Origin of the sequence: Synechococcus sp. OH30 (genome assembly GCF_047462175.1) — a bacterium.
Taxonomy (GTDB): Bacteria; Cyanobacteriota; Cyanobacteriia; order Thermostichales; family Thermostichaceae; genus Thermostichus.
The window spans coordinates 107,855-124,794 of the sequence record NZ_JANSIP010000002.1 but is presented as its reverse complement, the minus strand read 5'-3'; the positions used below and the strand labels follow the sequence as shown (position 1 = coordinate 124,794).

Below are 16,940 nucleotides of genomic sequence, written 5' to 3'. Positions count from 1 at the left end.
GCCAGCAGGAACTTGAGGAAAGCAGCGGCAGCAAACCCTAGACAAGGGATCCCTGGAGCAAACTTGCTTTTGAGCAAGAAAATGGTCAAGCCGGGTTGGGAAGAGGGGGATGGATGTAATCTTGCGTCGGGCCAACTTGCCGGATGGCCGTAAGGGAGTGGATATCGGCATTGAGGGAGACCGCATCGTTGCCCTGGAGGTGAATCTGCAGGCCACCGCTCCCCAGGAAATCGATGTGAGTGGCCGCTTGGTGTCACCCCCCTTTGTGGATGCCCACTTTCACCTGGATGCCACCCTTACCTACGGGATCCCGCGCGTCAACCAATCGGGCACCTTGCTGGAAGGGATCGCCCTTTGGGGGGAGTTGAAGCCGCTGCTGACGCCAGAGGCAGTGATGGAGCGGGCCTTGACCTACTGCGACTGGGCGGTGGCGCGCGGGATCCTGGCCATCCGCGCCCATGTGGATGTGTGCGATCCCAACCTGTTGGCGGTGCGGGCCTTGCTGGAAGTCAAGCAAAAGGTTGCTCCCTACCTGGATTTGCAACTGGTGGCCTTTCCCCAAGATGGCTACTACCGCTCGCCGGGAGCGGTGCAGCTCTTGGAGAAGGCCCTGGACTTGGGGGTGGAGGTGGTGGGTGGGATCCCCCACTTTGAGCGGACGATGGCGGAAGGAGCAGCTTCGGTGCGGGCCCTGTGCGAGATTGCGGCGGCGCGGGGGCTGCGGGTGGATCTGCACTGCGACGAGACGGACGACCCACTTTCGCGCCACGTGGAGACCTTGGCCTACGAAACGCAGCGGCTGGGCTTGCAGGGGCGGGTGGCCGCCTCCCACCTCACCTCAATGCACTCCATGGACAACGCCTACGTGAGCAAACTCATCCCCCTGATGGCCGAGGCAGAGCTGGGGGTGATCGCCAACCCGCTGGTAAACCTGGTGCTGCAGGGCCGCCACGACACCTACCCCAAGCGGCGGGGGCTGACGCGGGTGCCGGAGCTGATGGCCGCCGGGCTGACAGTAGCTTTTGGCCAGGACTGCGTGATGGATCCCTGGTACCCCCTAGGCAGCGGCAACATGCTGGAGGTGGCCCACATGGCAGTCCACGCTGCCCAAATGACGGGCTATGAGCAGATGCGCCAGTGCTTCTTGGCGGTCACAGAAAACGGCGCCCGCCTGCTGGGCCTGGAGGGCTATGGGCTCAAGCCCGGCTGCTACGCCGATTTGGTGGTGCTGCAAGCTGCCGATGTGGTGGAGGCCCTTCGCCTCAAGCCACCCTGTCTGTACGTTTTCCGCCGCGGCCGCCTCATTGCCCAAACCCCGCCGGTGGCTACCCAGCTCCATTTGCCCGGGCGCCCGGCCCAGGTAGACTTCACCCGCCAGCTTTAACGGCGCACGGTGCCGCTGAAGCCGCTGGCCTTGAATTGCTCCAGGGTTAAGGGTAGGGCGCTGGTCACGGGCACCGAGATACGAATGGAGAAGGGGCTTTCGCCAGGAGGAACCTCTTCAATTGCCCCCAGGCGGGTGCGCTCCGGCAAAACCTCGTTGCCGTTGGCATCGTAAAGGCGACCAAAGACATCTGCATTCAGCACGGTATTTTTGGAGCGGTTGACCACCGTGCCTTCAATAAACAGGCACCTGGCCGGTATGGGGTTGCCGTTGCTGGTGACCAGGTTGGTGTACTCAGGGGTATCGGGACAGGGGGTGACGTGGAGATCCTTTAGTTTCAGCGGGATCATCCCAAAGCCCCCTAGGAGCAGCGCTAGGACCACCCAAGCCAGACTCCAAGCAAGGGAAGAAAACCTTTGGGTCAGACTCATTCCTTTTCCTCCAAGGCCTAGGCCTACCCCCTTAGTCTAGGGGATTCCTTGCCGGGTAAAACCCCTCCTCGGTCTGGATCCCGTCCAGGCGCTGATCCCAAGGATCCTGGGGGAGGGGCTGCTCCAGCAGACAGGCCTGCGGGACAATGCCCCACTTGGGCAGGCTGGGATCTGGCAAGGAGGCCAAAAAGCGGTCGTAATAGCCGGCGCCGTAGCCCAGGCGCCCGCCCCAGCGATCGCAGGCTAGGGCAGGCACGAGGATCAAATCCGCCTCGCTAGGGTCAATAACTTCGCTCTCGGGAGAGGGCTCCAGCAACCCCCAGCGATTGGGAACGAGCTCGGCCGGGTGGTAGCGATGCCACCGCAACTGCCGCTGGGGCAGGCAGCGAGGGATCCCCCAGCGTTTCTCTGGCAGCGCAGCAAATAGGGATCCCAAGTCCACCTCAGAGCCGAAGGCCACGTAGGCCAAGATGGTTTTGGCCGCCAAAAGCTGGGGGTGAGAGGCCAGATGAGCCACTATCTTCTGGTTGATCAGGGAGCGATCTAGCCCCTGCCGCAGTTGGCGGAAGTGCTGGCGCAGACGGGCTTTTTCTGCACTAGGAGCTTCGGGGGGAAAATTGGGCCGCACAGACGGAGACAAGTTTGTAGCAGAGTTCCCACAGGGCCCTGCCATCTTACCCCACGCCCCCTGATGGGGCTACCCAGCCTAGCTTGGGTCCCGAGTCTATTGGATGGCTAGGAGCTCCACCTCAAAGTCCAAGGTGGCATTGGGAGGGATCACGCCACCAGCACCGCGGCTGCCGTAGGCCAACTCCGGCGGGATACGCAAGTACCGCTTACCCCCCACTCGCATCGTGGCTAGCCCTTCTTCCCAGCCGCGGATGACCTGCCCTACCCCATAGGTAAAGGTGAAAGGTTGGTTGCGCTTGTAGGAGCTGTCGAAGACCGTACCGTCTTGAAGTCTGCCCACGTAGTTCACCACCACCTTCTGCCCTGGCTGCGGGGAAGGGCCTGTGCCTTCCACAATGTCGTAGTACTGCAGCCCGGACTCAGTGGTGATGAACTCCTTGGCTGGGGACTGCACGGTAACTGCCGGATTGTCCTTGGCCCGCGACAGAGCCATGGCTGGCAGCTCACCCCACGCCCACAGACAGAGCAAAGCCAAGCCCAGGAGCAGTAGCCGTTGTGTTGCTTTCATTCGTGTTTCCTCGACTGTTGCTGCTTTGCAGGTTGGCGGAATTGCCTCAACTCTTCAGCTCGGCAAATTCAATAATTTGGCCTTGCGGATCCCGCACCCAGAAGACGAGGGGTTTCTCGGAGCGGACGCTGTTGCGGATCCCTTGTTTGTTAATCCGCCGCAGGAGGGCCTTCAGGGCCTCCCGCTCGTAGCTGGTGTGGCGATAGCGCACGCCGCTGCTGCGGCCTACTGCTGTTGCCGCTCCGTAGGTAGGTACAGAGGGGATCCTGGAGGGACTGCCGTAGGGGACGGAGGCCGGGTAGGGCTCGGTAGAGCCAGGGATCACGTGCAGCTGCACGCTGTCGGAAAGCTGGTACCAGAGACCGGCGGTATCGAGGGTTTTCGAGGCAGGTTGGCCCTTGGCCTCAGGGCGAGAGCTAAGGCCAATATCTCCCGGGAAATAGATGGAGCCCAGGCTAGAGCTGACGACGCTCTGCTCGTAGCCGTAGTAGTACTGTAGCGGCAGCTCTGCCTCCGGCAGCTTCAACACCTTTTCGTAAAACCCCCTTGCTTGCTCTAGATCGGGCACGATAATGGTGTAAACCCGCGGCGCGCCGCTCAAAAACGTCCACATGGCCCCGCCATAGGCCGATAGCAGCAAAAACATTAGCCCCTTGGTCGAAAGCAAAGCTTCTAGAGGAATTAGGGGCAAGAGCAGTCCAAGAGGGCCCAACATCGGCACTGTCTGTGGGTGGTTCTATAGTCCAGTATAGGACCCTCACCCTCCCAGCTGATGAAGTTTGCCCTGTTTGCTCCCACCCCCCGCGGTCGCCAGTTGGCCCAGGTTTTGCTCTCGCTGCTGCCGGGGGAGTGGGTGTGTTGGAGCAAAGCCAACCCTCAGGGACAGCCTCTGCCTCCGCCCTGGCAAGACTATGGGGAACTGGGCTCCCTGGCGGCAGCAGTGGCCCAGAACTGGCCGCAGGTGCAGGCCTGTATCTTTGTCCTGCCAGTTGGGTCGGTGGTGCGGCTCATTGCCCCCCTCTTGCAAGACAAATACCGGGATCCAGCGGTGGTGGTGGTGGATGAGGCGGGCCGCTGGGCCCTCAGCCTCTGTGGCGGGCACGTGGGGGGAGCTGAGGCGCTGGCGCGGCAAGTGGCGGCTGCTTTGGGGGCCGAGCCCATCCTCACCTCTGCCTCAGAAGGACTGGGGATCCCGCCTTTGGATGGGCTGGGGGATCCCTACGGTTGGCAGCGGGGCACCGGCGATTGGAACGGAGTGGCAGCCGCTCTGTCGCGGGGAGAGCCGGTGGCCGTTGAGCAAACCTGTGGCACACAGCTTTGGCGCCAGGCCTGGCCCCCAGATCACCCCCTTTTCACCACCCCTCCTGAGCAGGCGGTGGCCCAGGTCCGGATTGGCGAGTATACAACACCCTGCCCCCCCATCCCCACCGTCCACTGGCACCCGCGGGTGCTGTGGGTAGGGGTGGGCTGCGAGCGGGGCACCAGTCGCGCCTGGCTGGAGAGATCCCTGCGCCGCCTGCTGCAGGCTCAGGGGCTAGCTTTCGAAGCCATTGCCGGCTTGGCCACGCTGGAGCTGAAACGGGAGGAAGTGGGACTCTTGGAGCTAGCCCAGGCCTACGGCTGGCCTATCCAGTTCTTCTCTGCCGAAGCCCTGGCCGGCATCCCAATTCCCCACCCTTCGGAGGCGGTGCGGCAGGCGGTGGGCACCCCTTCGGTGGCAGAGGCGGCTGCTCTTTTGGCTGCCCAGCGCTGGTCGGGGGAGGACAAGCTAGCCCAGGAGGGGGCCACCCTCCTCTGCCCCAAGCAGGTCTTTGCCTCAGAGACTGAGGGAGCGTGTACCCTGGCCATTGCCCGCGCTGCTCAGGAGTATTCCCCTCGCGCCGGGCACCTGTGGCTGATTGGCACCGGCCCTGGGGATCCCGCTCAATTGACCTTGGCTGCCCGCCTGGCTCTGGCCCAAGCCGACGTGGTGATTGGCTACCAGCTCTATCTGGACTTGGTGGCACCCCTCCTGCACCCCGGCCAAATTCGGGAGGCTTTCCCCCTCACCCAGGAGGTGCAGCGGGCGCAGCGGGCCATTGCCCTGGCCCAGCAGGGGCTGCAGGTGGCGGTAATCTCTTCGGGAGATGCCGGGATCTACGGCATGGCCGGGCTGGTGCTGGAGTACTTGGCCCGCAGCGGCTGGGATGGGAGCTGCCCCTCTCTGGAGGTGCTGCCAGGGATCTCCGCCCTTCAGGCTGCCGCCGCCCGCCTGGGGGCGCCCCTGATGCAGGATTTTTGCGCCATTTCCCTCTCCGATCGCCTTACCCCCTGGCCGGCCATCGAGAAGCGGTTGCAGGCGGCGGCGGCCGCTGACTTTGTAGTGGCTCTCTACAATCCCCGCTCGCGGCAGCGGCTGGATCCCTTCCTCAAAGCCCTGCAGATCTTTTTGGCAGCCCGTCCCACCCACACCCCGGTGGCGGTGGCCCGCAACCTCTACCGTCCCGGCGAGGTCCTCCACCTCACCACGCTAGGGGAGTTGGATCCTGAGCAGGTGGACATGTTTACCCTAGTGCTCATTGGCAACTCCCAGACCTTCCGCTACAGCAGGTGGCTGATCACCCCCCGCGGCTACTGCTTGTAACTGACTAGGCTGGGGGTCTGCGCAGCCACCCTCAGCCCCCGCGGCAAAGACGACCTGCGGGGGAAAAGCCGACCCAAGCCCTACCACGCCCCCAGCAACTGGCAGCAGGATCCCATTTTCGGGTAGAATACATAGCCTGATTGAGGGATAGGGTGGCGTAGCCAAGTGGTAAGGCAGAGGTCTGCAAAACCTCTATGCGCCAGTTCGAATCTGGCCGCCACCTCTCAAACCTGACCTCCCTGGCGGGACACGCATGAAAGACAAGTTGATGTTGATGATCCCTGGCCCCACTCCGGTTCCCGAGAGTGCGCTGCTGGCCATGGCGCGGGGGCCTATCGAGCACCGCAGCAAAGAGTTCACCGCCATTTTGGAAGAGGTGACGGAGGGGCTGCGCTGGCTGCACCAGACCACCTCCGATGTGTTTGTCTTTGCCTCCAGCGGCACCGGGGCCATGGAAGCCGGGATCCTCAACACCCTTAGCCCAGGGGAACGGGTTTTAGTGGGGGTCAACGGCAAGTTTGGCGAGCGCTGGGCCGAGATGTCGGAGCAGTTTGGCCTGCAGTGCGAGCGGATAGAAACCCCCTGGGGGGTGCCCTATCCCGTCGAAGTCTTCCAAGAAAAGCTGGCTGCTGACCGCGAAAAGACCATCAAGGCGGTCATCCTTACCCATTCCGAAACCTCTAGCGGCGTGGCCAACGATGTGCAGGCTATTGCAGCTGCCGCCCGCGAGCATGGGGAAGCGCTGGTGATTGTGGATGCGGTCACCAGTTTGGGGGCGATGCCAGTGCCTATGGACGAGTGGGGCTTGGATGTGGTGGCCTCTGGATCCCAGAAGGGCTACATGATCCCGCCGGGGCTGGGGTTTGTGGCCGTCAGCCCGCGGGCCATGGCTGCTGCTGAGCGCTCTCGCTTTCCTAAGTACTACTGGAGCTTTAAGCTGGCCCAAAAAGCCCTGCGCCAGGGCACCACTCCCTTTACCCCGGCAGTGAACTTGTTTTACGCCTTGCAAGTTACCCTGCGCCTGATGCGGGCCGAAGGGTTGGAAGCCATCTACCGCCGCCACGCCCGCTTGGCCCAGGCCACCCGCGCCGGTGTCAAGGCGCTGGGGCTAAAGCTTTTGGTCAACCCAGAGTCGGCGGCCAGTCCTTCGGTAACAGCCGTGCTGGCTCCCGAAGGGATCAACGCCGACACCCTCCGCAGTACCCTCAAGAAGCACTTCGACATTGCCCTCGCTGCCGGCCAAGACCACCTCAAGGGCAAGATCTTCCGCATCGGCCACCTAGGCTTTGTAAGCGACCGCGACATTCTCACCACGCTGGCTGCTCTGGAGTCCACCCTGCACACCCTGGGCTACAGTGACTTCTCTCCTGGAGCAGCCCTCAAGGCCGCCGAAGAGATCTTGGCCAACCCCTAGGCAGCGGTAGCTGCCACCCTAGCTAAAGCCCGGCTAGAATAGGTGGACATGCTTAACAAAACATAAAGCTTCGGAGCTTAGCTGCTCTGGAGCGGGGCCTATTCGAGAGGCAAGGGTAGCCATGCCGGTTGGTTTGCAAGGGAGTCCCTGGAGGGTGGCTTCTTTAGGGGAGCTGCGGCGGGTGCTGCAAGGGATCGGTCCCCTTTCTTGTCCCTTGCAGTACAACTTTCACCTGCACACCCGCTGTTCGGATGGGCAAATGGATCCCGTGGAACTGGCGGAGCAGGCGCGCCGACATGGCCTCAGCGGCCTAGCCATCACCGATCACCACACCCTGAAGGGCTACGAACAGGCCCGCGCCCACCTGGATCGCCCCGAGGATCCCATTCTGTGGCCGGGGATCGAGATTACAGCCAACCTCCTGGGCTGCGAGGTGCACATTCTTGGCTACGGGTTTGACCCTGCTGCTGCCGTTTTGGCTCCCTACCTCCAAGGCAAGCCAGTTCCCGGCCTGGCTGCCGCTGAGGCCATTGGGGCCATTCAAGCGGCAGGGGGGTTGGCAGTGTTGGCCCATCCCTTCCGCTATTGGCTACCTGCGGAAGTCATTGTCCCCGCCGCAGCGGCTCTAGGAATCGACGGCCTTGAGGTCTACTACGCCTACAAAAATCCGGAACCTTGGACTCCCAGCCCAGAAGAGACGGCGATGGGGGAAAAGTTGGCTGAGACCTACGGACTCTTAAAAACCTGTGGCACCGATTCCCACGGTCCCAGCATCCTCAGGCGCATTTAGCCAGCCTGTCCAGCTCAGCTAGGGGCGAGGATAGAGCAACTGACCCAGGCGGCGCAACTGCTCAGCCGTGCCCATACACAGCAGCAGATCCCCCGGTAGCAACAAGGTGTCCCCGCTGGGGCCGCCAATTAACTGGCCATCTGCCCGCCGAATCGCCACCACCAAAGCGCCAGATCGGGCCCGCAGATTGGCCTTCCCCAAGGTCTGGCCGACGTAGGGGCATTCTTCAGCCGCCAGCTCGTACTCCTCTAGATAAAAGGTGCGATCTCGACCGGAGAGGATCCCATCCACAAAGTCCACCACACGGGGACGCAAGGCAGCCGCTGCCATCCGTTTCCCACCCGTAATGTAGGGGGAAATGGCGTGGGTGACACCTGCCCGCTGCAGCTTTTGCAAAGCCTCTTCCGTGTTGGCGCGGGCAATGGTGCGGATGCGGGGGTTCAGGGTGCGGGCCGACAGCACTACATAGAGGTTTTCGGCATCGGTGGAGAGGGCGGCAATCAACCCCTCAGCCTGCTGTACCCGCGCCGCCAGCAAGGTGGCGTCCAGGGTGCTATCCCCCTGGAGAGCCACATATCCCAACTCTCGTGCCACCTGAATCGCCTCGGCGGATTGATCGATCACTAAGAACGGCACCCCCTCTGCCTGAAACTCTTGGGCCACCTGCCGCCCAATCCGCCCAAAACCGCAGACGATGTAGTGGTTGTTCAGCGCTTCCATCTGTTTCTTCCACTTTCGCTGCCGGATCCCTTCCTCGAAATGTCCCTCGATCAGGGCATCGGTGAAGCGATTGACCATGAACCCGATGCTCAGAACCCCCATCAGGATCAAGGCCACTGTAAACAAACGCCCCCGATCCCCCAGCGGCCTCACCTCCATGAAGCCGACCGTGGTTAGAGTGATGACGATGACGCTCATGTAAAAGGCTTCCACCCAAGGCCACTGCTCCACCCCGTGGTACCAGAGGGTACCGATCAAGACAACGCCTAGCAGTGCCCCCACTCCCAATTGCAGATCGCGGCGGATGCCGGGATCCCTTCTTTCAGCTTGCAAGGGGGAACGCGCCGAAGCCATAGAGCCCAGCCCCTCTAGCCGAGGAAAAAGCAGGAATACAATAGGGAGGAGAAAAGGAGTTGTTGAGCAGCCAGATGCCCGAGTACCTCAAGATTGAGTATCGGATCGAAAAAAGCGGACAGGTAACGGAGACCGTGCTAAACGGCAGCGGCTCGAGTTGTACCCTAGCGACTGCAGAGCTGGAAGCAGCTCTTGGAACAGTGCAAAAACGGGAACTCTTGCCGGAGTTCCACCCGGCAGCAGAAGCAGCCGAGGAATCCCAGGTTTCGCTACAGCAAACCTGCTAATTTCCTCCCCTTGGCCAAGGTTTCCCCCTCTACCTGCTCATTTTCTCTTCTTGCCCCCCTTGCCGGCGGCGTTAGCAGCTCGTGCCGCCTCAACTGCAGCCTGGAACAGCCAAACGGCCAAGGGAGCGGCAACGATCAAGATGATACTGGTGGGGCCGACACCAAAGTCTGGCTCACCAGACGCCAACTCGAAGATTGAGCCCACAGCGGCAATGGCGCTGACGCAAGAAACTGCCAGGAGCAGGTAGCCTTTAACAGGGGTGGTCATGGGAAACTCGTTGGGGGACTACCGGTATGGGCTAGCGCCTGTCTAGCCTAAGCCCAGGCTAGCTAGGCATCTCTTTGCAAAAAAGCCCTCTCACTTTTGGGAGAGCTAGCTTTTTCTATACTATGGCCAGGGATCCCCCCCAGCAAGCAGAAGGTGGGATCCCTTGCTTAGGGTCTGACTCACCCCTTGACAATAATCTTGCCAACCATGCCGGCTCCCCGGTGGGGCGTGCAGTAGTAGGTGTACTCACCCGGCGGGACATCGACAAAGGCCGTCTCCACCACTTGGTTGGGAGCGGTGAGCAGGGCCTTGTGGGAGAGCTTAGCTGCCAGGGCTGCATCACCACCCGGTACTTTGTCAAAAACGACGTTGTGGGGATAGGCCTTGTTGTTAACCCACCGAACTGTATCCCCTTGCTTGATAGTCAGCGTGGGGGGATCGTAAACGAGTTGGGCCTTATCCGAGCCCATCTTAACCGTGTAGGTTTCAGCAGCAGCAGGGTTGGACAGGAAAGCCACCGCAGCCACCCCAACCGCAAGAGCAAGGAGAATGGTCTGCAGACGCTTCGCTAGGTTAAAAATGAACAACATGGATTCCTCTCAAAACGCAATGGCCGTCGCCCCCGCCTCTGCGGCTGGGCCACCCCTTTCCAGAGTGTGAAGGAAAGGCACCCGGCCAGGCGGCAGTAGGGGCACTCAACTCTACTTAAGATTCTAAGGTGGAACAGCAACACCTACTAGGGCCAGGGGCTGTTTCAGACAGCATAGCCGCAGGAAGGAACCAGGCTACGGGATTGCCTTGAGTCTTTCTCTTGCCGCAAGTTGCTGACTATTCCTGAAACAAAATCCGTAGGGTTACCGATGCGGGAGAGGGGTAGGTCATCCTAGCTTCTATGCAAAGGACGATGCAGTGTTTCTTTTGCTGTTCTTCGATTGCTTTTTAGGTTGTGTGTAAGATACTAGCTCGTTCGAACTGGGATCTGGCTTAAGATGAATGTGCGGTACTCGTCCATCGCCGGGATCTTAGAATCGCTGGAACAAAGGCAAAACATTCAAATCTTGGCCCGCTGCATTGGCACAGCCTTGAATTTAGGCAGCCCGCTCAAGATTACAGTACGCTTTCGGAGGCCCAGGGATAACGTCCGCTTCTCAACTCCTGCCAGGTAAGGCTCGCAGCGGCTTTTTAGCCTGGTGAGGTGGGGATCTAGGAGCGCTGATCCCAAAGCCAGTCCTGAGGCAAGCCAATACCTTCAGACCGGTGTAGTCGAAACAGGAGGTCAATTGGGCTCCTGTGTTTTGCAGGACCTCTTTACAATCGATCGAATGGTTATCCCCTCTTGGGGGTGAGCTTAATACTGCTTGACTATCTCAATCCTAAAAACAACAAAAGGGAGTTAACACCCATTTTTGAGCAAGTCTATCAGCCAGCTATTCGGATCCCTGAACTTGTCGAGGGATCCTGGGGAGGTTCTCGCTGGCCTCTGCTGCCTGTGGAAGCCTTCCAAACAGTTGGCCAAGAAGACTGCTCTGGAGGGGGGGAGCATGTTATCTTGAGTTAGCTTAACATGATTCCATAGCCGAGCTCAGCCGTTACCCTATCTAAGCGCGGCTAGCTGAATTCCCGGCTCAACTTTCCTCGTACTGCAAGCAAAACGACAATGGTAGGCATTCTCCGGCGCCTTTTCGGCTCGCCTGGCCAAGCAGATTCCAATCCCGTCTCAGGGAAGGTCGCTCAGCCGGCCAAAAAGCAAGGCAAGCAAGACAACACCTTCTTCCTCCCCCCCGATGAGGCCAAGACCCTTGGCAACATCGAATACATGCGCACCCCTAGGCTCGTGAAGCATACTTTCAAAGACTTTGGCTCTGGCAGCAAGATAGAGGTGGTGGAGGAGGTTTCTTCCTTGAGCAAGGTTAAGCTAGAAAAACAAACCAAAGCTGCTGAACCTGTGGCTGAGCAGAGCTCCCCCACCTCAGATGGCAGCAGCGGAGCAGGCTCACGCCGCCAAGGAGGATCCGACCTAGAGAAGTTCCGCGAGATGGCCCGCAGCTTACGGAAAAAGTAGGCTGGTTGCAAGGGAGTCTTGGGAAGGGATCAGCTTGCGGACTCAACCCGCCAATCAGGACTAGAGGAAAAGCCAATGGCGATCAAGCGAGGCACCCTGGTAAGAGCTATCCGTGAGAAACTGCAAGGCAGCTTGGAAGCTCAGGCCAGTGATCCGATGATCCCCAACTACGTCTTTGAAACTGCTGGGGAAGTAGTGGACATTAGGGGGGACTACGTCCAGATTAAGTTTGGAGCTGTCCCCACTCCCCCAATTTGGCTGCGGGCGGATCAGGTTGAGGAGATTGCAAGCTAAAGGGGAGCAGGAGATGCTCCACCTTGCCACGCGCGAACAACTTCTGCAGCGCAGGCGACTTTTGCGTCAGCAACGGCGCAGTCGCTTTTGGCAGGGGTCCTGGCGCTTGGCTATCTCAGTAGGCGTTCTGACGCTGCTGGTGTTGGGCCTGCGGCAGCCCTACTGGCAGATTCGCCGGCCCGAGCAAATTCAGGTAAGGGGCAGCTACTGGGTGGATCCCGACTGGATACGGGAGCAATTGCCTCTGACCTATCCCGTGAATATCTGGCAGGTGCAGCCGACTGTCTTGGAAAGAGCCTTGCTGGGATCCCCCAGCCGCCCTTCTCCTTTTGAAAGCGTCCAGGTGCAGCGGCGGTTGCTGCCGGTGGGGGTTATTGTCCAAGTGCGGGAACGGCGGCCGATTGCTCGGGCTCGTCAAGGCGGCCAGGCGGGGTGGGTGGATCTGCAGGGCAACTGGCTGCCGCCGGATCCCTACCGTTTCCTCCAGTCTAGGTCTTTGCCTAAGTTGGAGCTGCTGGGCTGGGAAAACCATCCACCGGAGCAATGGGCGCTACTGCTCAAAGCCCTGCAACCTTCTGAATTTCAAATCAGGGCAGTGGATTGGCACTCCGGAGGAGGGATTACCCTGCACACCGAGCTGGGCAATGTTTATCTGGGGCCGCTTTCTGACCGCCTGCCCCTGCAAATTCAAACCCTCAACCAAATGCGGGATCTGCTCCGCTACTGCGAGTGTAGGCCTGAGGAAATTCTCCGGATTGATCTAACCAGCCCCAGTGTGCCCACCTTGCAGCTTACCCCTGCTGCCCTGCAGAGGCGCCGGAAGGATTTGGAGCTGCGCTAGGGATGACTCCAGAGCTGGCGGTAGAAGTTAACCAGTTGTGGGTTGCCTACCCTGGTTGCCCGCCGGTTCTGCAAGGGCTGGATCTAAGAGTTGAAGTTGGCCAGCGTGTAGGGGTTATTGGCCCCAACGGTGCTGGCAAAACTACCCTGTTCCTTGCCCTTGCTGGTCTCTTGCCCCCCTGGGCCGGTCAGATTACGTTGTTGGGTCAGCCGCTGCAGCCCGGCCAGTTTCGGCCTGAGGTGGGGCTGGTGTTTCAGGATCCCGCTGACCAACTGTTTGCCCCCTCCGTGGCCGAAGATGTAGCCTTTGGACTGCGCAATCTGGGCCTGCCTGAAGCGGAGATTACGGCCGCTGTGCAGGCAGCCCTGCAAAGGACCGGCACCTTGCATCTAGCCAATCGCCCACCTCACCACCTTTCCGATGGCGAAAAGCGCTTAGTTGCCCTTGCTGGAGTCCTGGCGATGCAGCCCCAGCTGGTGCTCTACGACGAGCCAACTGCCGGCCTGGATCTGCGATCACGACGACGGCTCATTGCCTTTTTGCAGCAAGCAGGCCACACCTTTCTGCTGGCCTCCCACGATCTGGAGCTCATTCTTGAGGTGTGCAATTGGGTGATCCTCCTGGATCAAGGCCGTATCTGGGCTCAGGGATCCCCAAGGCAGTTGCTAGGCCAAGCCGCCCTCTTGGAAGCCCATGGCTTGGAGGTACCCTCATCGCTGCGCTGTCAAGGAAGGGGTAGCTGAGCTGGGAGCTTTAGGGAACTATTTGTGAACGGTTAACAACAGTCATGCTTTCTTAATAAAAACTATCACTCTAATTAAAAATGTTGATTTTTATTCAGGACGATTGGGGATATCATTCTGCTTAGGTTGGGGATCCTCGCTCTGAGTCATCTCAGCCAAATTTTCTGTATGATTGTTTTAGCGTTGAGCTCAGAGTTAGCAGCTTTGCCCTCCTAAACGATGGCTGCAGTGAAACCGCAATGGCTTCTAGTGGCTCGTTCCCACCTTGTCTGAGGTCGGCTGCTAGGCAGGTCTTTCTCAGGCAGGAAGGGAAAGAGAAGCGCCTAAGGGAGTCAGGGTTGGTTTTACTGAAAGAGCTATCAGTTGAAGCTGGGGCAGAGGATCTTCCCTAAGCCGATAAGGTTGCAAGATCCTGGCAGCAAGCTAAAGGCAGTGACTGCTAGGTTGATCTTCACGGTGTAACTAGGTGTTCAAGAGGGGAGAGTTGATATGCCTATTGCAGTTGGAATGATTGAAACGCGGGGGTTTCCAGCAGTAGTGGAAGCAGCTGACGCCATGGTGAAAGCGGCGCGTGTCACCCTGGTGGGCTACGAAAAAATTGGCAGCGGGCGTGTCACCGTGATTGTGCGGGGCGACGTCTCGGAGGTGCAGGCCTCGGTAGCTGCTGGCTTGGAGTCTGCCAAGCGGGTCAGTGGGGGTGAGGTTCTCTCCCACCACATCATTGCTCGGCCCCATGAAAACCTGGAGTACGTGCTGCCCATTCGCTACACCGAAGCAGTGGAGCAGTTTCGCACCTAGGCCGCAAGCTGGAAGAGTTCCAGCCCCCCCTAAATCCATCTCAGTGTAAGGAGTCCCTATGGCCATCGCAGTTGGAATGATTGAAACGCTGGGCTTCCCAGCGGTGGTAGAAGCGGCCGACGCCATGGTGAAAGCAGCGCGCGTCACCTTGGTGGGCTACGAGAAAATTAGCAGTGGGCGCGTTACCGTGATCGTGCGGGGCGATGTCTCTGAGGTACAGGCCTCAGTAGCTGCCGGCATCGAAGCCGTAAAGCGGGTCAACGGTGGCCAGTTGCTCTCGTGGCACATCATTGCCCGTCCCCACGAAAACCTGGAGTACGTGTTGCCCATTCGCTACACCGAGGATGTGGCCCAATTCCGCGAAGGGGTCAATGCCATTCGTCCCTTCACGCGTCCCTAGATGCGTATCGCGATTGTACGGGGTACCGTCACCAGCACCCAGAAGGATCCCAGCCTGACGGGCGTCAAGTTCCTGGTGGTGCAGTATGTCGATCTCGAGGGCCGGCCGCAGCCAGACTATGCCGTGGCTGCTGATCCAGTGGGGGCCGGCGCCGAGGAATGGGTGCTGGTTAGCCAAGGTAGCGCGGCTCGCCAACCGCGGGGAAATGAAACCCGTCCTTTGGATGCAGTGGTGATGGCAATTATTGACACCGTTAGCATCGACGGTCGCTCCCTCTACAACAAGCGCGAGCAACGCTAGCTGGGATCCTTCCCTTTCCTCCTCTGATTTGGTCTAGAGGCTCACGGTTATGCCTGCTCAAACCTATGCTGCGCCGCCAACGCCCTGGTCGCGTCGCTTGGCGGAACCCACCATTCATCCCTCTGCTTACGTCCATTCCTTTTCCAATCTCATCGGGGATGTGCGCATCGGCGCCCAGGTGCTCATTGCCCCTGGAACCTCCATCCGCGCAGATGAAGGATCCCCCTTCTACATTGGCGACGGCTCCAACATCCAGGACGGGGTGGTGATCCACGGTCTGGAAAAAGGGCGGGTCATCGGGGAAGATGGCCAGCCCTACTCCGTGTGGATTGGCAAGAATACCTCCATTGCCCACATGGCCTTGATTCACGGGCCAGCCTATGTGGGCAACAACTGCTTCATCGGCTTCCGCTCCACCGTGTTCAATGCGCGGGTGGGAGATGGCTGCATCATCATGTTGCACTGCCTCATCCAGGATGTGGAGATCCCGCCAGGCAAATATGTGCGCTCCGGCTCCATCATCACCAACCAAGCGGAGGCCGACCGGCTGCCGGATGTCCAAGATAGCGATGCCAAGTTTGCGCAGCACGTCATCGGCATCAACCAAGCTCTGCTGGAGGGCTACCACTGCAGCGAGAACCTTGTCTGTATTGCTCCTATCCGCAACGAGCTGCTGCAAGCCCGCGCTTCTGGTTCCTCAACTCCGGAGTCTTCTTCCTCTCTTGCCAATGGGCACAACGGCAGCGGCTCCCTTCTTAGCCCAGAGGTGGTAGAGCAGGTACGCGCCCTCTTGGCCCAAGGCTACCGCGTGGGTCTGGAATACGCTGACCCTCGTCGCTTCCGGGTCTCCTCTTGGCAGAGCGAAAGCCCCATCCTCAGCACCCAGGAGGCCGAGGTGGTGCAATCGCTGGGGGCCCTTCTGGCAGCCCACCGTGGGGAGTATGTGCGCCTGTTGGGGATCGATCCCAAAGCCAAGCGGCGGGTGCTGGAGCAGATTATCCAAACCCCAGAAGGGCCGGCACCTCTCTCCGGATCCTCCAGCCGGGTTTCGGTTGCTATGCCAGGCTCCGGTAGAGCGGAACTGCGCCTAGAGGAGGAGATCCAAACCCTGGTGGCCCAAGGGTACCGCGTTGGTCTGGAAGTGGCCGATGCTCGTCGCTACCGCACCTCCTCCTGGCAGACCTTGGGCACTTTCAGCGGCTCCGTCCAGGAGATCCTAACGGCTGTGCGGGCAGCCCTGGCCGAGCATGCAGGAGAGTACGTGCGCCTATTGGGGATCGATCCCAAAGCCAAGCGGCGGGTGCTGGAGAAGGTGATTCAGACGCCCCAAGATCAGGCAGGCAGCAGTTCGGCAGAAGCGGGCGCAGCTGCAGGTGCGGCTTCTGGGGCAGAAGGGAGCAGTGCCAGCCTGGATTTGGAGCTGCAGGAGGAGGTCCACCGGCTACTGGCCCAGGGCTACCGCATTGGCTATGAATACGCTGACGAGCGCCGCTTCAAAACCTCCTCCTGGCAGAGCGGGCCTATCCTTCGTGGCCAGCGGGGGCCAGAGGTGTTAACTGAGCTGAGGGCGGCGCTGGCAGAGCACCAGGGTCACTACGTTCGCCTGCTGGGGATCGACCCCAAAGGGAAGAAGCGGGTCTATGAGCGCATCATCCAAACCCCCAGCGGTAAGCCGCCTACTTCTGCGCCAGCGGCTCAAGGCTCGCCAGGGGCAGCAGCTTCCCCTGCACCCGGGGCTAGGCGTCTTAGCAGCGAGGTGGTGGCGCAAGTTCAGCAACTGCTTAGCCAAGGCTACCGCATTGGCACCGAGCATGCTGACAAGCGCCGCTTCCGCACCTCCTCTTGGCAAAGCTGTAGCCCCATTGAAGCCACGCAACTGGATCAGGTGGTAGCGGCGCTGGAGGCCTGCCTAGAGGAGCATCGCGGCGAGTATGTGCGCCTGCTGGGCATTGACCCCAAATCTAAGCGGCGGGTACTGGAGCAGATCATCCAAACCCCTTGAGGGATCTCCCTCTTGCCCGAGCCCTGTTGGT

The 16,940-nt window shown here is 60.3% G+C and carries 20 protein-coding genes and 1 tRNA gene; 14 read left to right on the top strand and 7 right to left on the bottom strand.

The annotated features are described in order from the left end of the window. Nucleotides 1-109 precede the first annotated feature (109 nt). Nucleotides 110-1,384 carry an amidohydrolase family protein gene (locus tag NW830_RS03435; protein WP_414361158.1) on the top strand — a complete coding sequence of 425 codons (1,275 nt, stop codon included), beginning with the start codon at nt 110-112 and terminating at the stop codon, nt 1,382-1,384. On the opposite strand, the gene NW830_RS03430 is transcribed toward NW830_RS03435, so the two are convergent. The 4 genes from NW830_RS03430 to NW830_RS03415 form a co-directional block, all read right to left on the bottom strand. Further along, nucleotides 1,381-1,734, bottom strand: a complete 354-nt coding sequence (locus NW830_RS03430) for an FxLYD domain-containing protein (RefSeq protein ID WP_414404561.1) — start codon at nt 1,732-1,734, stop codon at nt 1,381-1,383. The two genes, NW830_RS03435 and NW830_RS03430, sit on opposite strands and share 4 nt — an antisense overlap. 112 nt (nt 1,735-1,846) lie before the next feature. Continuing rightward, a complete protein-coding gene (locus tag NW830_RS03425; RefSeq protein ID WP_414361162.1) occupies nt 1,847-2,455 on the bottom strand; it encodes a 5-formyltetrahydrofolate cyclo-ligase in 609 nt (202 codons plus the stop codon). Between the two features lie 84 nt (nt 2,456-2,539). Continuing rightward, a complete protein-coding gene (locus tag NW830_RS03420; RefSeq protein WP_414361164.1) occupies nt 2,540-3,013 on the bottom strand; it encodes an FKBP-type peptidyl-prolyl cis-trans isomerase in 474 nt (157 codons plus the stop codon). Nucleotides 3,014-3,059: 46 nt separating this feature from the next. Next, nucleotides 3,060-3,659 (bottom strand): hypothetical protein, encoded by a 600-nt coding sequence (locus tag NW830_RS03415; protein WP_414361165.1) that lies wholly within the window; start codon nt 3,657-3,659, stop codon nt 3,060-3,062. Nucleotides 3,660-3,785: 126 nt separating this feature from the next. On the opposite strand from NW830_RS03415, the gene cobJ reads away from it, so the two are divergent. From cobJ to NW830_RS03395, 4 genes are all read left to right on the top strand, one after another. Next, nucleotides 3,786-5,636, top strand: coding sequence for a precorrin-3B C(17)-methyltransferase (cobJ, locus tag NW830_RS03410; RefSeq protein WP_414361167.1), 1,851 nt, complete (start codon nt 3,786-3,788; stop codon nt 5,634-5,636). A gap of 151 nt (nt 5,637-5,787) precedes the next feature. Continuing rightward, nucleotides 5,788-5,859 (top strand) — tRNA-Cys (locus tag NW830_RS03405). Between the two features lie 30 nt (nt 5,860-5,889). Continuing rightward, on the top strand, nt 5,890-7,050 hold the full coding sequence (locus NW830_RS03400) for a pyridoxal-phosphate-dependent aminotransferase family protein (protein WP_414361169.1): 1,161 nt from the start codon (nt 5,890-5,892) through the stop codon (nt 7,048-7,050). A gap of 154 nt (nt 7,051-7,204) precedes the next feature. Further along, complete coding sequence (locus tag NW830_RS03395) at nt 7,205-7,840, top strand: PHP domain-containing protein (protein ID WP_414361171.1); 636 nt, start codon at nt 7,205-7,207, stop codon at nt 7,838-7,840. 18 nt (nt 7,841-7,858) lie between these two features. Here NW830_RS03395 and NW830_RS03390 read toward each other — a convergent pair whose 3' ends face one another. Next, nucleotides 7,859-8,914 carry a potassium channel family protein gene (locus NW830_RS03390; protein ID WP_414404560.1) on the bottom strand — a complete coding sequence of 352 codons (1,056 nt, stop codon included), beginning with the start codon at nt 8,912-8,914 and terminating at the stop codon, nt 7,859-7,861. A gap of 59 nt (nt 8,915-8,973) precedes the next feature. On the opposite strand from NW830_RS03390, the gene NW830_RS03385 reads away from it, so the two are divergent. Continuing rightward, nucleotides 8,974-9,201, top strand: coding sequence for a DUF2997 domain-containing protein (locus NW830_RS03385; RefSeq protein ID WP_414361174.1), 228 nt, complete (start codon nt 8,974-8,976; stop codon nt 9,199-9,201). 37 nt (nt 9,202-9,238) lie between these two features. On the opposite strand, the gene NW830_RS03380 is transcribed toward NW830_RS03385, so the two are convergent. After that, entirely contained in the window at nt 9,239-9,469 is a 231-nt protein-coding gene (locus tag NW830_RS03380; RefSeq protein WP_414361176.1) for a hypothetical protein, read from the bottom strand. 179 nt (nt 9,470-9,648) lie between these two features. Next, nucleotides 9,649-10,059, bottom strand: coding sequence for a plastocyanin (petE, locus tag NW830_RS03375; protein ID WP_414361178.1), 411 nt, complete (start codon nt 10,057-10,059; stop codon nt 9,649-9,651). 1,067 nt (nt 10,060-11,126) lie between these two features. Between petE and NW830_RS03370 the strand changes: the two genes are divergently transcribed. The 8 genes from NW830_RS03370 (at nt 11,127) to NW830_RS03335 (ending at nt 16,909) form a co-directional block, all read left to right on the top strand. Then, nucleotides 11,127-11,531 (top strand): hypothetical protein, encoded by a 405-nt coding sequence (locus tag NW830_RS03370; protein WP_414361180.1) that lies wholly within the window; start codon nt 11,127-11,129, stop codon nt 11,529-11,531. Nucleotides 11,532-11,606: 75 nt separating this feature from the next. Then, nucleotides 11,607-11,825 carry an NAD(P)H-quinone oxidoreductase subunit O gene (ndhO, locus tag NW830_RS03365; RefSeq protein WP_414361182.1) on the top strand — a complete coding sequence of 73 codons (219 nt, stop codon included), beginning with the start codon at nt 11,607-11,609 and terminating at the stop codon, nt 11,823-11,825. Between the two features lie 13 nt (nt 11,826-11,838). Beyond that, nucleotides 11,839-12,666, top strand: a complete 828-nt coding sequence (locus NW830_RS03360) for a cell division protein FtsQ/DivIB (RefSeq protein ID WP_414361183.1) — start codon at nt 11,839-11,841, stop codon at nt 12,664-12,666. Nucleotides 12,667-12,668: 2 nt separating this feature from the next. Continuing rightward, nucleotides 12,669-13,409 carry an energy-coupling factor ABC transporter ATP-binding protein gene (locus NW830_RS03355; protein WP_414361185.1) on the top strand — a complete coding sequence of 247 codons (741 nt, stop codon included), beginning with the start codon at nt 12,669-12,671 and terminating at the stop codon, nt 13,407-13,409. Nucleotides 13,410-13,898: 489 nt separating this feature from the next. Then, nucleotides 13,899-14,207 (top strand): carbon dioxide-concentrating mechanism protein CcmK, encoded by a 309-nt coding sequence (locus NW830_RS03350; protein WP_414361187.1) that lies wholly within the window; start codon nt 13,899-13,901, stop codon nt 14,205-14,207. Between the two features lie 58 nt (nt 14,208-14,265). Beyond that, nucleotides 14,266-14,607 carry a carbon dioxide-concentrating mechanism protein CcmK gene (locus NW830_RS03345; protein WP_414361188.1) on the top strand — a complete coding sequence of 114 codons (342 nt, stop codon included), beginning with the start codon at nt 14,266-14,268 and terminating at the stop codon, nt 14,605-14,607. Continuing rightward, a complete protein-coding gene (locus NW830_RS03340) occupies nt 14,608-14,907 on the top strand; it encodes a EutN/CcmL family microcompartment protein (protein ID WP_414361190.1) in 300 nt (99 codons plus the stop codon). A 49-nt stretch (nt 14,908-14,956) separates the two neighbouring features. Beyond that, entirely contained in the window at nt 14,957-16,909 is a 1,953-nt protein-coding gene (locus tag NW830_RS03335; RefSeq protein ID WP_414361192.1) for a ribulose bisphosphate carboxylase small subunit, read from the top strand. Nucleotides 16,910-16,940 lie beyond the last annotated feature (31 nt).

Bases quoted from the DNA above. Each gene is read 5' to 3' on its own strand.
- NW830_RS03435 (WP_414361158.1), top strand. From the start codon at position 110: ATGGATGTAATCTTGCGTCGGGCCAACTTGCCGGATGGCCGTAAGGGA.
- NW830_RS03430 (WP_414404561.1), bottom strand. From the start codon at position 1,734: ATGATCCCGCTGAAACTAAAGGATCTCCACGTCACCCCCTGTCCCGAT.
- NW830_RS03420 (WP_414361164.1), bottom strand. From the start codon at position 3,013: ATGAAAGCAACACAACGGCTACTGCTCCTGGGCTTGGCTTTGCTCTGT.
- NW830_RS03415 (WP_414361165.1), bottom strand. From the start codon at position 3,659: ATGTTTTTGCTGCTATCGGCCTATGGCGGGGCCATGTGGACGTTTTTG.
- cobJ (WP_414361167.1), top strand. From the start codon at position 3,786: ATGAAGTTTGCCCTGTTTGCTCCCACCCCCCGCGGTCGCCAGTTGGCC.
- NW830_RS03400 (WP_414361169.1), top strand. From the start codon at position 5,890: ATGAAAGACAAGTTGATGTTGATGATCCCTGGCCCCACTCCGGTTCCC.
- NW830_RS03390 (WP_414404560.1), bottom strand. From the start codon at position 8,914: ATGGCTTCGGCGCGTTCCCCCTTGCAAGCTGAAAGAAGGGATCCCGGC.
- NW830_RS03380 (WP_414361176.1), bottom strand. From the start codon at position 9,469: ATGACCACCCCTGTTAAAGGCTACCTGCTCCTGGCAGTTTCTTGCGTC.
- petE (WP_414361178.1), bottom strand. From the start codon at position 10,059: ATGTTGTTCATTTTTAACCTAGCGAAGCGTCTGCAGACCATTCTCCTT.
- NW830_RS03370 (WP_414361180.1), top strand. From the start codon at position 11,127: ATGGTAGGCATTCTCCGGCGCCTTTTCGGCTCGCCTGGCCAAGCAGAT.
- ndhO (WP_414361182.1), top strand. From the start codon at position 11,607: ATGGCGATCAAGCGAGGCACCCTGGTAAGAGCTATCCGTGAGAAACTG.
- NW830_RS03360 (WP_414361183.1), top strand. From the start codon at position 11,839: ATGCTCCACCTTGCCACGCGCGAACAACTTCTGCAGCGCAGGCGACTT.
- NW830_RS03355 (WP_414361185.1), top strand. From the start codon at position 12,669: ATGACTCCAGAGCTGGCGGTAGAAGTTAACCAGTTGTGGGTTGCCTAC.
- NW830_RS03350 (WP_414361187.1), top strand. From the start codon at position 13,899: ATGCCTATTGCAGTTGGAATGATTGAAACGCGGGGGTTTCCAGCAGTA.
- NW830_RS03345 (WP_414361188.1), top strand. From the start codon at position 14,266: ATGGCCATCGCAGTTGGAATGATTGAAACGCTGGGCTTCCCAGCGGTG.
- NW830_RS03340 (WP_414361190.1), top strand. From the start codon at position 14,608: ATGCGTATCGCGATTGTACGGGGTACCGTCACCAGCACCCAGAAGGAT.
- NW830_RS03335 (WP_414361192.1), top strand. From the start codon at position 14,957: ATGCCTGCTCAAACCTATGCTGCGCCGCCAACGCCCTGGTCGCGTCGC.